Raw genomic sequence first — 13,349 nt, forward strand, 5'->3', positions numbered from 1 at the left:
ACATGAAGATTTCACAAGAAGAACTAATTGATGATTTAGTAAACAGAACCCATAAAATTCTGAATGAAGCTGAGGAATTAAAAGAGCTTTCGGAAAAAGCCTTGCAGTGGCGGCAAGCCCCAGAAAGCTGGAGTGTATTGGAATGTCTCGAACACCTAAATCTTTATGGTCAGTTTTACCTTCCAGAAATTACAAAGCGTTTGAATTCTGCAAAAGCCTCAAAACCTAATCAAATCTTTAAAAGCGGTTTATTAGGAAACTATTTTGCCTTGAGTATGCTTCCCAAAGAAAAGCTCAATACCATGAATACTTTTAAGAATATGAACCCTATTCATAGTACTTTGGGAAAAGATGTGATTGATGAATTTATCCTACAACAAAAGAAAATGCTGAGCCTTTTGGAAGCTTGTCGCAAAATTGACCTCAACAAAACCAAAACATCCATCAGTATTTCGAGCTTTATAAAACTAAAATTGGGAGATACCCTGCGTGTGGTTATTTTTCATAATCAAAGACACATGGTTCAAATTGACGGTGTGCGTTTTTTAATCCCATCTACTAAAGATAGCCATCTAAAATTGAAGTCTATGCGCATATGATCGCACATTCCATGCATAAATGAATAGAGGACTTGTATCCGATTCTGCGCCAGGTCTACCAATTCCAAGTGTAACTGCGTATGGATGCTTCCAGCCTTTTTGGGAAACTATAAAAACTGATTCTTCAATACTTCCATCTTTTGTTTTTTGCCAATTGAAAGGTTGAGACTTAATACCATTTTCCATAAAGGTGAGCTTCCATCTTCCATTTACAAATGTGTCTATCTCCAGAGAAAAATCCATTTCCTGACCTTTATCATTGAGATATGGAATAGGTTCTTTTAGATTAAACATTTCTCTTTTTTCGAGAGGACTCGCTCCTGAAACCGGCCATATTTTTCCTTTAGTTGCATCTAATACTACCTTGCCAATGGCGGTAGACGGATTACCATAGGTTACTACCAATTCCCCTTCATCATTTCCTTCCAAGGAAAAATTCACTTTCAATGGCTTGTCTTTGTTAAGTCCATACAAGCGCCCCAGTGATGGAAATGACTCTATTAATTCTTTTATTGTTTCTGCATTTTGTCCCTTGAGATCGTGATAGTTTTCCGAAATTTTGACATTCACCCAATCTCCAGTAGAATCTATCTTAACTATTTCTAGTGGCAAAGTTGATTGTCTGGCCAAATCTATAAATGACTTATCTAGCGCAATTTCGCTAGAACGGCCTGCCATATTGAGTGCAATAAAAATGCCTCCGGCTAGCAGTACCACCACCAAACCAGAAATAATCCACTTATAAATTCGATTGTCTGAAACTCTCTGCTTCATCTGCCCAAAAATCTGTTGATGCTCAGGACTCCATTCCGAACCAGCTTGAGACGCAACATATTGTTTTAGGGCCTCGAGATACTCATCTGTTTCCTTCTTATTATCGCCCTTTAACTGGTTTAATTTGGCTAATAGTTGAGTTATATCCATAGTCTCGGTTTGTATGGGTAAAGTAAACAAAATCATCTTTCCTAAATCTCAAGCGCCACATGGCTACTGGCAGAAAATAATTCTCTAAATTCATAAAAAAGCTTTAGAGATGAAAAAGTTGGCCATGCTCCTTATTCGCGGCTCAGGTTCCCCTGGATTTGAAAGTCAGGAAGAGTTTTTAAATAAATTCTTTAAGCAATTGCAAAGAAAAGGTATGCCCCGCGAAGCCATTGAATATGAGTTTCTGGATTGGTACACACCATTAGAATCTCAACAACTAGAGCTTTTGAAAAGGCTGGAAAAAAGTGAAACCCCGGTTAAAGGGATGGCTCTCCGCACATTTCTGCTCACCAACATTGCCGACTTAATCAATTACCGAGGCGGAAGTGTTTTCAATAGCATTTCCTATTTAGAAGTACACAAGGCTGTTCATAAAAACATAAAAGACCTGCAAGCACGGGTAGCCCCAGATACTCCGTTGGTCATCATTGCGTCCTCCATGGGTACGGAGATAATAAACAACCATATTTGGGATAGACAACATTGGGCTGACAAGCACAATAATGAACCTGACCCTTTTGGCTCAACTCCTTTTGAAAGACTGGAAACACTTATTGGCTTTTTTACTTTAGGAAACAACATTCCCATTTTTGCCTCTACCTATAATTTGGATGACCTGCAGCCCATTTCCTTTCCAGGAAAAGCCCTTACCAACCAACATAAAGCACGTAGCTTTTGGGAAAACATTTATGACAAAAATGACCCGATGGGCTACCCTATTAAGTTCATTAACACGAATTATAAGCTTTCTCCTTTAAAGGACATTGAGATAAATGTGGGCGGTTTGCTTACTTTTTGGAATCTAGGTTCACATCTTAAATATTGGTCATCCAACAGATTGCGCAAGCACATCGTCAACAGAGTTTATAATCTATGGGAGATTTTATAATTCCACTCGTCTACTCCAGTTGATTTGTCGAATTTTGCTCATCTATGACGAAGTATTACTATCTCATCCGTATCCAATACCTTGGATTTAGATATCATGGCTGGGCCACACAAAAGCATCATAAAACCGTGCAAAGCATGGTGGACAAAACAGTAGCTTTTGTTCTCGGCCACGATGATTTTAGAACAATGGGAGGCAGCCGTACTGATTCTAAAGTATCGGCCAATGAGATGGCTTTTCAGCTATTTACCAAAGAGCCGCTAGATTGCAAATCATTCCTTAAGGATTTTGACACCAACCTTCCCACCGACATTCGTGCCTTGGGTATGGAAGAAGTCGATTCCAAATTCAACATAATACAAGCCCCTCGCCTTAAGGAATACCTCTATTTATTTTCCTTTGGGGAGAAAGCACATCCTTTTAGCGCATCCTTAGTTTCCACCTTTCCAGGAAATTTAGACATAGAACTGATGAAACAAGGAGCCAAATTGTACCAAGGCACTAAAAACTTTAAAGCTTACTGCGCCAGTCCAAAAGAAAACCAGCAGTTTACCAGAGAAATTCTTTTGAGCCAAATTGAGGAAAACACAGAATACACGGCCAGTTTTTTTCCAAAAGACACTTACGCATTTAAAGTTCAGGGTAAAGGTTTTCTACGTTATCAAATACGTTTGATGATGGCACAGCTTGTTCGCCTTGGGCGTAATGAAATTACGCTTGATGAAATGAAGCAATCTCTTAATGGTGAAAATGAACAGCATATTCCTAGCATTGCACCAGCTTCAGCTTTAATACTTCAAAAAACGGTTTTTGACTCTTCCTCTAAAAAAGATCAAAATCAGAATTAGATAAGCTTTATCGAATCTCCAATAAAACTGCTTCGATATTCAAACATTGACACCTACCTTTGGTTAAATTCAAAAACAATAAACCAACATAATAATGGCACAAATAACATTAGGCGGAAAGCCTGCGAATACATCAGGAAACATCCCTCAAAAAGGTGATGGGTTAAAAGATTTTAAATTGGTAAATCCATCCATGGAAACCAAAACCCTGAACGATTATAAGGGCAAGAAATTGGTTCTAAACATTTTCCCTAGTGTGGATACCGGAATATGCGCCAAGTCTGTGCATGAGTTCAACAAAAGGGCTGGATCTGCTGACAACACAATGGTGCTAAACATTAGCAAAGATTTGCCATTTGCGCAAAAACGCTTTTGTGGAGCTGAAGGGTTGGAAAATGTAGAAATGCTTTCTGATTACCGTTTTAATCAATTTGACGAAGGTTATCATACCCAAATCACCGATGGTGCTTTTGAAGGATTGATGAGCCGCGTGGTAATTGTAGCTGACGAAAACGGAACAGTACAATACTCCGAACAAGTACCAGAAGTTGGACAAGAGCCAGATTATGAAAGTGCTTTGAAGCATTTATAGTTTTCAACTAAAGAGACTTTAGAATCCGATTGATACTCTTCAATCGGATTTTTTATTGCTTACAATTCCCTATTTGAAAATGGATAGTAGATTTGAATTCTGTAAAAATCTTGCCCCTAGTATTTCATGAACGCACTGTACTACGCCAAAAGTTTCATTTATAATGCTCTGCCCTCCTTCTTCTTTAGATGGAAATATGGCCAGCTAAAACGCTTTGAAAAAACTTGCAATCAGAAGGAACTAGATACTCGGTTGGATTACTACTTTAAAGTTCAAAACAAGTATCCCATTCCTAAAGAAGCAACTGCTGTAAAAGATGTAAAAAGAGGAAAAGGCACTGCTTACTTTTTAGACCTAAAAGAGTTTTTACATTACTTTACCAAAGAAGCTCGTTTTGCCTACTACTTTGGTGACGACACAAATGTAAACCCTTACCCTACTTTATTTAAAGCTCGTCCCATTAGAAATGGAAATGAAAACTCCATTCTTTTTAAGCTCAATAAGAGGAGGCATTTTAAGTGGGTAAATGATACTATTCCATACACCGAGAAAAAGGATATGATGGTATGGCGTGGTGGTGCCTATCGTGCTTTGCGAAGAGAGATGATTGAAAAAATATGGGACCATCCGCTCTGCAATGTGGGGCAAACTAACAAGCCAGTAGAAGATATGCCCTGGCAAAAGGAACACCTCCCAATAGAAGAGCAGTTGAAATATAAAATCATTTTTTGCCCTGAGGGCAATGATGTAGCCACCAACCTAAAATGGGTAATGTCTTCCAATTCACTGTGCTTTATGCCCAAACCCCGCTATGAAACCTGGTTTATGGAAGGAACTCTAAAACCCGGTGTCCACTATGTAGAGGTAAATGCCCCGTATGATGATTTGGGTGAGAAAATAGAATACTACTCAAAACACACTGATGAAGCTCAAGAAATCATTAAGAATGCCAATCAGCATGTTGCTCGTTTTCAGGATGAAATGATGGAAGATTTACTTTGTCTAAAGGTATTGGAAAGATATGCTGAATGCAGTGGGCAAGAAAATGAAATTAAGTTTAGAGCTTAACTCTAAAGACTAAGTTGAAGTTTTAACATTTTGGTTTTTACAAAACCTCTACATTTATATCAACTAAAACTTCTTAAACTATGAAAAGACTAATCGCAATATCTCTCTTGCTCTCGCTATCCTTTTTATCCAAGGCACAGGAAACTGAAAATCCAAAGTTCTTTAACGCTGCAGACCCAACACAGCTTTACACTAATGTAAATTTGAATGCTGGGATTACTTTTAGTGGAAGAAGTGCCGAGGCCATGGCGGCTGATTATTGGCAGGTGAACTTGGGTGGAAAATTTGCCGTAAAAAAGTTCAACTTTGGCTTTAATATACCTTTTAGCAATCTTGGAAACTTTTATACAGGGATAGTAGAAGTAGACTTACACGCAGGCTTCCAACCTTTTAATAGGAACAAGTTCTTTAAGTCATCACTTATCACAGCAGGTGTTGTTTTGCCTTCACATGATGGATACGGTTATTTTGAAGGTTTAAATTCAAATAGAGTATTCTATCTGGATTATACTGCTTCGCTTAAATTCAACGATAAGATTTCTGTATTCCCAAAAGTAGGTTTAGAAAAAGGAAGCAATGTAGATGAAAACGCGCCAAGGTTTAACCTAACATCTTATAAGGCTAGCCTAGGTGGAAGTTATCAAATTAATGCTAAAAATTTCCTCAAGCTTAACTTAAGCTACGCTCACACCACCCGTGTCCTTGTTAATGAAAATTATGCCTTCTACGGTTTTGAGAACAGCTTAGAAAGTAACTCCCTACTCACCTCATTAAAATACCAATACGCAATTACTCCTAAGGCACAAGCTTACTCAAAGCTAAATGTTGATTTTGGTGAACGATTTGAAAATAACTACTATGGCTATAACCTTACCCAGCCTGGAATATTTCTTGGCTTCCAATATTTTATAAAATAGACCATCATTTAGCGCACAAAAAAGGGAGCCAATTGGCTCCCTTTTTCTTTATCTAAAACTTAGTTCTAACTTATCGAGTTCCGAACCTTCTGGGTAAAAGCCCGCAATGCTGATTTTTCATCCATGGCTCCGCTGGCAACTTGTTCTTTTATCCAAATGGCGCCAAAGATGTGTGTCAGTTTTTCGCCTTCATCATCACCTTCTACTTCTATGGAAAGGGCACGCTCCTCGGCTAAATCTTCCTCTGCCTTCTGAAGCGTTTCAATATCCACGCTCAATAGTTTTCGGATGGCTCCTAATTTCATACTAGTTCAATTTTGCGATAAGTGAACGCAAGTACTCTTCTTTGCTACCCGCGCTTCCTTCTACAAGCTCACCATCTTTGAAAGCTGCCAAAAATGGAAGGTTATCCACTCCTGCGGCTTTGCGCGCTTCTGGATTTTTTTCAGCATCCACTTCCAAGAAAACCACATCCTGAAGCTCGTCTTCATTACTCACTCTTTTATACTTTGGTGAAAACAAACGGCAGCTACCACACCAGTCGGCATAATACTTTACCACTACCTTTTTATTTCCCTCTAATTCCTTTTTAAATTCTGCGTCAGTTACTGTTAATACAGCCATGTCAAATATATTTTGGTGTTAATTTTATTTTCGGTGACAAAGATAAAATCAACCTGTGTTATTAAAAAAATATTGTGATTGATAAAATTTATATCAATTATCCCCAAGGATATTTTCCTTGTATAGATGACGCACCATCCCATCAGCCAAACCTCGCTTAGGAACCAGCATCCTTTCCGATTTTGCCCAGTTCATGGCTGACTTATAAATCTTCAGTGCATGGGTAATTACGTCCGCTCTATCAGGGTTTAAGTCAAACTTCACCATTCTTTCCTGGGGGGTAAACTTTTGAAGTAATTCGTAGGTATTTTCGATGTAGGCTATATCCAAAGGATGTCCCATATTTCTACCTGAAAGTTTGAAAGTACGGTTAATGTTACCACCAGAACCTACCATAAGGATATCACTAATTCCTTTGGTGTTTTCCTTTATCCAGGCCTTCATTTCATCCCAGTTTTCTTTGCTCACCATTCCCTTCAATAAACGAATAGTTCCAATTTTAAAGGAACGGCTGGCTATAATTTCATCCTTGTAAAATAAGGTAAGCTCCGTGCTACCTCCCCCTACGTCAATATATAAGAAGCTATCTTCAAGATCGCGAATGCTCTCAATCATATCAGAATTGAAAATAATCTTGGCCTCTTCCTTTCCATCAATCAACTCAATGTCAATTCCCGTTTTTTCAAAAACCTCCTTCACCACCTGTTTACCATTAGTAGATTCGCGCAAAGCGGAAGTAGCGCAGGCACGGTACATCTCCACTTCATGCACCTCCATAATGCGTGCATAAGCCTGCATACCGGTCACCAGCTTCTGCATATTCTTCTTGCTGATTTTGCCACTGCTAAAGGCATCCGCGCCCAAGCGAATAGGCAAACGTGTAAGTGATGATTTTTTAAAAAGGGTAACTTTTTTATCTGCAATTACGTTGCTCACGAGCAATCGCACTGAGTTGGACCCAATATCTATTCCTGCTATTTTATGAACTTTCACTATCCTCTCTTTTGCTGGGTTTTCACATATTCATACAAGGCATACTGCGAACGGATTTTTGGCCCCTTAATAGTTCGATACTCATTATCCTGAGCCTCATTGTGCCAACGACTCTTTACATTGTCTTTCCAAATAATCTCCATGTGGTCTCGCAGCTGTCGCTTAATGCTATCTTCGTAAACAGGCACTGTGATTTCCACACGATAATCCAGATTTCGCGGCATCCAATCTGCTGAAGATATAAAATATGCAGGGTTTCCTCCGTTTTCAAAGATCATAACACGTGAATGCTCCAAAAAGCGATCGATTATGCTAATGGCTTCTATGTTTTCACTCATACCTTTTACGCCAGGTACCAGCGAACAAATTCCTCTGATGATCAATCTAATTTTCACACCATAGCTACTCGCTTCATATAGCTTTTCGATAAGCTTTACATCGCAAAGACTGTTTAGCTTTAGCGTAATACCAGCTGGTGCTCCACGTTTGGCATGACTTATTTCGCGCTCTATCAGTCTTAAGAATGACTTGCGTGTGCCGTGCGGAGAAACAAAAAGATGATTGTACTTAAAACGCTTGTAGTTGCTTTGCAAAAAGCTAAATACCTTCTCTACCTCGTTGCAAATTTCTTTGTTGGAAGTAAGCAAGTGATAGTCTGTGTAAAGCTTTGATGTAGACTCATTGAAGTTTCCGGTACCGATGCTGGCATAGTGCTTTAAGGTACCGCCTTCTTTTCTAGTAATAAGGAAAAGTTTACTGTGCACCTTCAATCCTGGCACACCAAAGATTACGGTCACACCTTCCGTTTGCAACTCCTGTGTCCACTTAATGTTAGCTTCTTCATCAAAACGGGCACGAAGCTCAATTACCACGGTTACTTGCTTTCCATTTTTGGCCGCATTCACCAAGGCACTGATCACACGCGACTTATCCGCTAATCGGTACAATGTGGTTTGAATACTTACCACATTGGGATCAATGGCTGCTTCACGCAAAGTTCTTATCAGGTAAGAGAAGCTGTGGTACGGCATAAATAGAAGAACATCCTTTTTACGAATTACATTCAAGATGCTTCGATCCATGTCCAAATCAGGATGCTGCAAAGCTGGCATCGCTTCAAAGTCTAACCTCTTGTCTCCAATATTTGGGAATTTTATGTAGTCCTTTTTATTGTGGTATCGCCCTCCGGGAATCAAGCTATCATAGCTGTCCAAGTCCATGCGTTGCATCAAAAACTGCAACATATCAGATGAAATAGTTTTGTCATAAACAAAACGCACTGGCTCACCAATTCTACGCTGCTTTACAGACTTACTCATTTTCTCAAGAAATCCTTTGGAAACATCATCATCCAGATCGAGCTCGGCATCACGCGTAATTTTTACAGTATGAGCCTCTATTCTATCAAATTCATAGGTAAAGAAAATGTACTCCAAATTGTAACGAATTACGTCTTCCAAGTACATTACATAGTGATTTCCATATTTGGGTAATTCCCAAAAACGCCCAACAAGTTCAGAAGGAACTTCAATCAAAGCGTACTGAGGATCATCTGGCTCAGCATTTTTTATGAGCTTTATTGCCAAATAAATAGACTTGTCTTTAAGTTCAGGTACGTTCTTTTTATCTGCCAGTATAAGCGTGAAGATGGTTGGACTTATCTTATCGATAAACACCTTGTGCACATGCTCCTTTTGACCAGCAGTCAGAGATTTTTCGTCCACAAACTCAATCCCGTTTTCCTCTAGCTCTTCTAAAAGCAAATCATTGGTGCGCTGGGCCTCTGCCTGCATATACACCACCTTTTCAGAAATTTCGGCAAGCAAATCACTTGGTGCTGTATCTCCCAGTCTCTTTTTGGGTGTATCACTAAGCTGGCTCAGTCTTTTGATACTGGCATATCTCACTCTAAAAAACTCATCCATATTACTGGAAAAAATTCCCAGAAAACGTAGTCTCTCTACAAGTGGATTTGATTTATCAAGTGCCTCTTGCAGCACTCTCTCATTAAACAATAGCCAGCTTACATCACGAGCTATTATTTTTGGTTTAGGCTTTCTCAATTCTCTCTTCTTCTTTTCGGATAGTCAAAAAATACCAGCTCGGCTTTCTTATCCAGATTTTTCCATTCATCTATATCAAAGCGCAAGCAGGCCACACCTGTGGTAGGTACATTATCAATGCGATGATCAATACATTTGTTTACCACATCAGTTATGGTAGGGTTGTGCCCAAATAGCATTACAGAGCTATGCTCATCGCTAAGATTGCGAATTATCTGCAGCAAATCTTTGGTATTAGCATGATAAATACCCGGTTCCATCTGTATTTCATTTGCATGAATACTCAGGTTTTTGGAAAATATTATTGCTGTGTGAAGTGCTCTAGTGGCGGGGCTAGAAACAATATGTTCAGGTATACAATTTTGCTCACGAAGCCATTCTGAAGTGCTATATGCATCTCTTACTCCCCTGCCCTTTAGTGGCCTGTCCATGTCCTGCACACCTTCAACTTTCCATGATGATTTTGCGTGTCTTACCAGATAAAGTGTTTTCATAAGCTACGAGCTCAATTCTTTAGCTTTCGAAAATAGATAATTGCAGGCAGCTACAGCTAATCTTAAAAATAAAATAACCGGATGTTTATATTGTATTAATAAACAACCGGTTATTGAAAAATGTACGGTACTATTTTATGGTTTTCTATCGGTTACTCATTTTTCATTTTCTTCGATTCTAGATCATACCAGCTCTTAGAAGTAATCTTACCATTTATGTCAAATTCAATTTTCATAAATACTACGTCCATCTGGTAATGAGTCACACTTTTGACACCTCCGCCATCGTACCACTCCGTCCAAAGACCATTTTGAAAACCACCAACTTTTTGTCCTCTGAGTTTCATATGACCTGAAGGATACTCTATTCTAATTACCTGCTCCGCTTGAATCGGATCTATTGATTTTTTAGAATGAGTCAGAATAAGGTTCTCGTCAACTAGCATCTTTTTCCTGTTCAATATTAGAGAATCCCTTGTCAGGCGCTTCACCTTATAGATAATATCCCCTATTTGAAGAGTAGAGTCCAACAATTGATAGTCATATTTAAATTGTTCACCAAATTGCCGCACATCCACCTTTCCATTATTTTGGAAAAAGAACATATCTTTAGGCTCCGTATCTTTTTGCTCGCCTGAGTTGTTACCGAAAATATCAACTTTTTCAATTGGATTGTTGTCAATCCTTTCTTGAAGCTCCCAAGTCCCAATAATTAATTTTTTAAAACCGGTTTGAGCAATTATCGGTGCAGAAAAGAATAGGGCCATCAGAACTATAGTTTTCTTCATTTTCAAAATTATGGTAATTTATTACTACAACTTCTTAGCCTCATTCCAAAAAACGTCCATCTCCGCCAAGGTCATATCACCCAGGCTTTTTCCGCTTTTTGAAGCTTGAGCTTCCAAATACTGAAATCGCTTTATAAACTTCTTATTGGTGCGCTCCAAGGCTGATTCTGGGTCTACTTTAAGAAAGCGCGAAAGGTTAATAATGGAAAACAAAAAGTCTCCAAATTCCTCTTCCGTCTTCTCTTGGTTTCCTGCAGCTATTTCAGCTTTCAACTCATTGAGTTCTTCATCTACCTTTTCCCACACCTGATTGGTTTCTTCCCAATCAAAGCCAATACCCCGTGCTTTTTCTTGAATACGCGTAGCTTTTATCATAGCTGGCAATGAACGAGGCACGCCCTCCAGCACCGACTTCTTACCTTCCTTAAGCTTTAGCTTTTCCCAATTGGTTTTTACTTCTTCCTCATCGGCCACATTTACATCTCCATATATATGAGGATGGCGGCTAATGAGTTTTTCGCAAATTCCATTGAGCACATCGGCTATATCAAAGGCATTTTTCTCGCTACCTATTTTGGCATAAAACACCATGTGAAGCATAATGTCACCCAACTCCTTGCGCACCTCTTCCAAATCATTGTCCAAAATAGCATCACCCAGTTCATACGTTTCCTCTATGGTAAGAGGACGCAATGTTTCAAGGGTCTGCTTCATATCCCACGGGCACTTAGCGCGCAGGTCGTCCATAATGTCCAAAAGACGGCCAAAAGCCTGTAACTTATCTTCTCGGGTATTCACTTATTTGCTTTCTTCTTCAGAGCTCACCTCTTCCGCTGGCTCCTCAGTTTTCTCTTCAGCTTTAGTCACCAAACCGTTTTCCTGAAGTATGTTGTACCACTGAAAAAGTTTTTTCAAATCTGAATTGTAAACTCTTTCCTGATCGTAATCTTCAAGAATTTCCAGCATATAGCTACGAAGAGCCTCTGGCTTTTCTTTGTGGCTAATAGCCTGTCCCAGATTTTCTTTATCCGCAATCTTTTGAAACACATCGGCCAAAGGCACTTCTTCATTGTATGTGTAGATAGCGATATCTTTTAAAGCACTTACGTTGCTTGCCTGTGTTACAGGAAATTTTTTATCATCAATAAGCGATGAAACAATTACACCACCACGGCTTTGTGCCACCAATTTGTAAAGGCCCGGCTTACCGCCAATTGCCAAAATTCCTTCTAATTCCATTATTCTCCTTTAGGGTTAGTATCTTTTTTACTTTCAGCTTCCTTCATCCACTTTGCCACCAATTCTTCATCGGTAAGCGTATCCTGGGCTATAGCCAAAAGACTTTTTGCATCATCTGCTAGTTCATTGTTAGGATAAGTATCCAAAAAATGTTGGTAAGACTTTGCCGCACGATCTTTGTCATGTAGCTTTTCGTCAAATACATATCCAATCATAAAAACCGAACGAGCGGCCAACGGGTGATCTTTATATTCCACCACAATCTTGTTGTACACATTTACAGACTTCAGCACCTTACCGTCCATTTCTTTATAGATATCTGCAGCACGGCTAAGGTAAACAGGCGCTAATGAATCCTGTGGATTTGCTTTAGCGTATGCCATGTAAGCAGCAGTAAGATCATTGGCAATAGCCGTGTCCATTTCTGCATGCTTTTTAATCTCTGTTTCCATCTTTACGATGGAGCTATTCAAATCGGGCTCTTGGGCCTGGCAGGCGCTAAACACAACCACCAGAGCCATCCATTTTAAGTTTCTCATTTCGATTTTGGGAATCTCATTTTATAATTCACAGAAACCTTGCCTTTGCTAATGTTATTAAGCTTTCCTTTAATGATGCGCTTACGCAAAGGAGAAAGATAATCTGTAAATAATACTCCATCAATATGGTCATATTCGTGCTGAATAACGCGCGCTTTCAAGCCATCATATACTTCATCGTGCTCATTAAAGTCACTATCCAAATATTTGATTCGGATTCTTTCTGGACGCACCACATCCTCACGCACATCAGGAATACTCAAACAGCCTTCATTAAAAGCCCATTCTTCGCCATCTTCCTCTATAATCTCTGCATTGATAAATACTTTTTTGAAACCTTCCAGTCCCTCTTCATCCTCTTCATCTTCGTCCACAAAGCCACCGGCATCAATCACAAACAAACGGATACCGCGACCAATTTGAGGAGCAGCTAAGCCCACTCCACTGGCGCTGTACATGGTCTCCCACATGTTGTCAATAAGCTCTTGTAGTTTTGGAAAATCCTTATCAATGTCTTCTCCCCTTTTTCTTAATACGGGGTCGCCATAGGCCACAATCGGTAATATCATGCAAAAAATTTGCGGCAAAGGTAATGATTGAATTGCGCAATGCAATCGCTATTATAAAGCGGTTTACTAAATCTGCTCAGCACCTACCTCGATATACTCCTGGGTAGGTAAAAATTTTTCATCTTGCCGGTAATAAACAATAG

General features: G+C 39.3%; 17 protein-coding genes. 6 read left to right on the forward strand and 11 right to left on the reverse strand.

Features of this window, described 5'->3' with window-relative positions:
- Positions 1 to 2: 2 nt before the first annotated feature.
- Positions 3 to 599: a DinB family protein gene (locus OWEHO_RS05755; RefSeq protein ID WP_014201535.1), complete on the forward strand. Its 597-nt coding sequence runs from the start codon at positions 3 to 5 to the stop codon at positions 597 to 599.
- Here the strand turns inward: OWEHO_RS05755 and OWEHO_RS05760 are convergent.
- Positions 573 to 1,523, reverse strand: a complete 951-nt coding sequence (locus OWEHO_RS05760; protein ID WP_014201536.1) for a hypothetical protein — start codon at positions 1,521 to 1,523, stop codon at positions 573 to 575. The two genes, OWEHO_RS05755 and OWEHO_RS05760, sit on opposite strands and share 27 nt — an antisense overlap.
- Before the next feature lie 109 nt (positions 1,524 to 1,632).
- Here OWEHO_RS05760 and OWEHO_RS05765 point away from each other — a divergent pair, with 109 nt between their 5' ends.
- The 5 genes from OWEHO_RS05765 to OWEHO_RS05785 all read left to right on the forward strand — a co-directional run bounded on the left by OWEHO_RS05765 (position 1,633) and on the right by OWEHO_RS05785 (position 5,897).
- Complete coding sequence (locus OWEHO_RS05765) at positions 1,633 to 2,472, forward strand: hypothetical protein (RefSeq protein WP_014201537.1); 840 nt, start codon at positions 1,633 to 1,635, stop codon at positions 2,470 to 2,472.
- A 44-nt stretch (positions 2,473 to 2,516) separates the two neighbouring features.
- Entirely contained in the window at positions 2,517 to 3,320 is an 804-nt protein-coding gene (locus OWEHO_RS05770; RefSeq protein ID WP_014201538.1) for a tRNA pseudouridine synthase A, read from the forward strand.
- Between the two features lie 94 nt (positions 3,321 to 3,414).
- On the forward strand, positions 3,415 to 3,912 hold the full coding sequence (gene tpx, locus OWEHO_RS05775) for a thiol peroxidase (protein ID WP_014201539.1): 498 nt from the start codon (positions 3,415 to 3,417) through the stop codon (positions 3,910 to 3,912).
- A 126-nt stretch (positions 3,913 to 4,038) separates the two neighbouring features.
- Positions 4,039 to 4,980 carry a glycosyl transferase family 90 gene (locus OWEHO_RS05780; protein WP_014201540.1) on the forward strand — a complete coding sequence of 314 codons (942 nt, stop codon included), beginning with the start codon at positions 4,039 to 4,041 and terminating at the stop codon, positions 4,978 to 4,980.
- An 80-nt stretch (positions 4,981 to 5,060) separates the two neighbouring features.
- Positions 5,061 to 5,897 carry a hypothetical protein gene (locus tag OWEHO_RS05785; RefSeq protein WP_014201541.1) on the forward strand — a complete coding sequence of 279 codons (837 nt, stop codon included), beginning with the start codon at positions 5,061 to 5,063 and terminating at the stop codon, positions 5,895 to 5,897.
- A 65-nt stretch (positions 5,898 to 5,962) separates the two neighbouring features.
- Here OWEHO_RS05785 and OWEHO_RS05790 read toward each other — a convergent pair whose 3' ends face one another.
- The 10 genes from OWEHO_RS05790 to def all read right to left on the reverse strand — a co-directional run bounded on the left by OWEHO_RS05790 (position 5,963) and on the right by def (position 13,206).
- Positions 5,963 to 6,202, reverse strand: a complete 240-nt coding sequence (locus tag OWEHO_RS05790) for a DUF6952 family protein (protein ID WP_014201542.1) — start codon at positions 6,200 to 6,202, stop codon at positions 5,963 to 5,965.
- A gap of 1 nt (position 6,203) precedes the next feature.
- Positions 6,204 to 6,521 (reverse strand): thioredoxin family protein, encoded by a 318-nt coding sequence (locus OWEHO_RS05795; protein WP_014201543.1) that lies wholly within the window; start codon positions 6,519 to 6,521, stop codon positions 6,204 to 6,206.
- Between the two features lie 93 nt (positions 6,522 to 6,614).
- Positions 6,615 to 7,514 (reverse strand): Ppx/GppA phosphatase family protein, encoded by a 900-nt coding sequence (locus OWEHO_RS05800; protein WP_014201544.1) that lies wholly within the window; start codon positions 7,512 to 7,514, stop codon positions 6,615 to 6,617.
- On the reverse strand, positions 7,514 to 9,577 hold the full coding sequence (ppk1, locus tag OWEHO_RS05805; RefSeq protein ID WP_014201545.1) for a polyphosphate kinase 1: 2,064 nt from the start codon (positions 9,575 to 9,577) through the stop codon (positions 7,514 to 7,516). Before ppk1 ends, OWEHO_RS05800 begins: the two co-directional genes overlap by 1 nt.
- The gene (locus OWEHO_RS05810) at positions 9,574 to 10,071 is read right to left on the reverse strand and encodes a SixA phosphatase family protein (RefSeq protein WP_014201546.1); all 498 of its coding nucleotides are present in this window, start codon (positions 10,069 to 10,071) and stop codon (positions 9,574 to 9,576) included. The genes ppk1 and OWEHO_RS05810 overlap by 4 nt, the downstream gene beginning before the upstream one ends.
- Positions 10,072 to 10,223: 152 nt before the next feature.
- Positions 10,224 to 10,859, reverse strand: coding sequence for a toxin-antitoxin system YwqK family antitoxin (locus tag OWEHO_RS05815; RefSeq protein ID WP_041627465.1), 636 nt, complete (start codon positions 10,857 to 10,859; stop codon positions 10,224 to 10,226).
- 24 nt (positions 10,860 to 10,883) lie between these two features.
- Positions 10,884 to 11,657: a nucleoside triphosphate pyrophosphohydrolase gene (gene mazG, locus OWEHO_RS05820; protein WP_014201548.1), complete on the reverse strand. Its 774-nt coding sequence runs from the start codon at positions 11,655 to 11,657 to the stop codon at positions 10,884 to 10,886.
- On the reverse strand, positions 11,658 to 12,098 hold the full coding sequence (locus OWEHO_RS05825; RefSeq protein WP_014201549.1) for a DUF5606 family protein: 441 nt from the start codon (positions 12,096 to 12,098) through the stop codon (positions 11,658 to 11,660).
- Entirely contained in the window at positions 12,098 to 12,637 is a 540-nt protein-coding gene (locus OWEHO_RS05830; RefSeq protein WP_014201550.1) for a tetratricopeptide repeat protein, read from the reverse strand. Before OWEHO_RS05830 ends, OWEHO_RS05825 begins: the two co-directional genes overlap by 1 nt.
- Positions 12,634 to 13,206 carry a peptide deformylase gene (gene def / locus OWEHO_RS05835; RefSeq protein WP_014201551.1) on the reverse strand — a complete coding sequence of 191 codons (573 nt, stop codon included), beginning with the start codon at positions 13,204 to 13,206 and terminating at the stop codon, positions 12,634 to 12,636. The genes OWEHO_RS05830 and def overlap by 4 nt, the downstream gene beginning before the upstream one ends.
- Between the last annotated feature and the right edge of the window lie 143 nt (positions 13,207 to 13,349).

It is taken from the genome of Owenweeksia hongkongensis DSM 17368 (assembly GCF_000236705.1).
Lineage (GTDB): Bacteria > Bacteroidota > Bacteroidia > Flavobacteriales > Schleiferiaceae > Owenweeksia > Owenweeksia hongkongensis.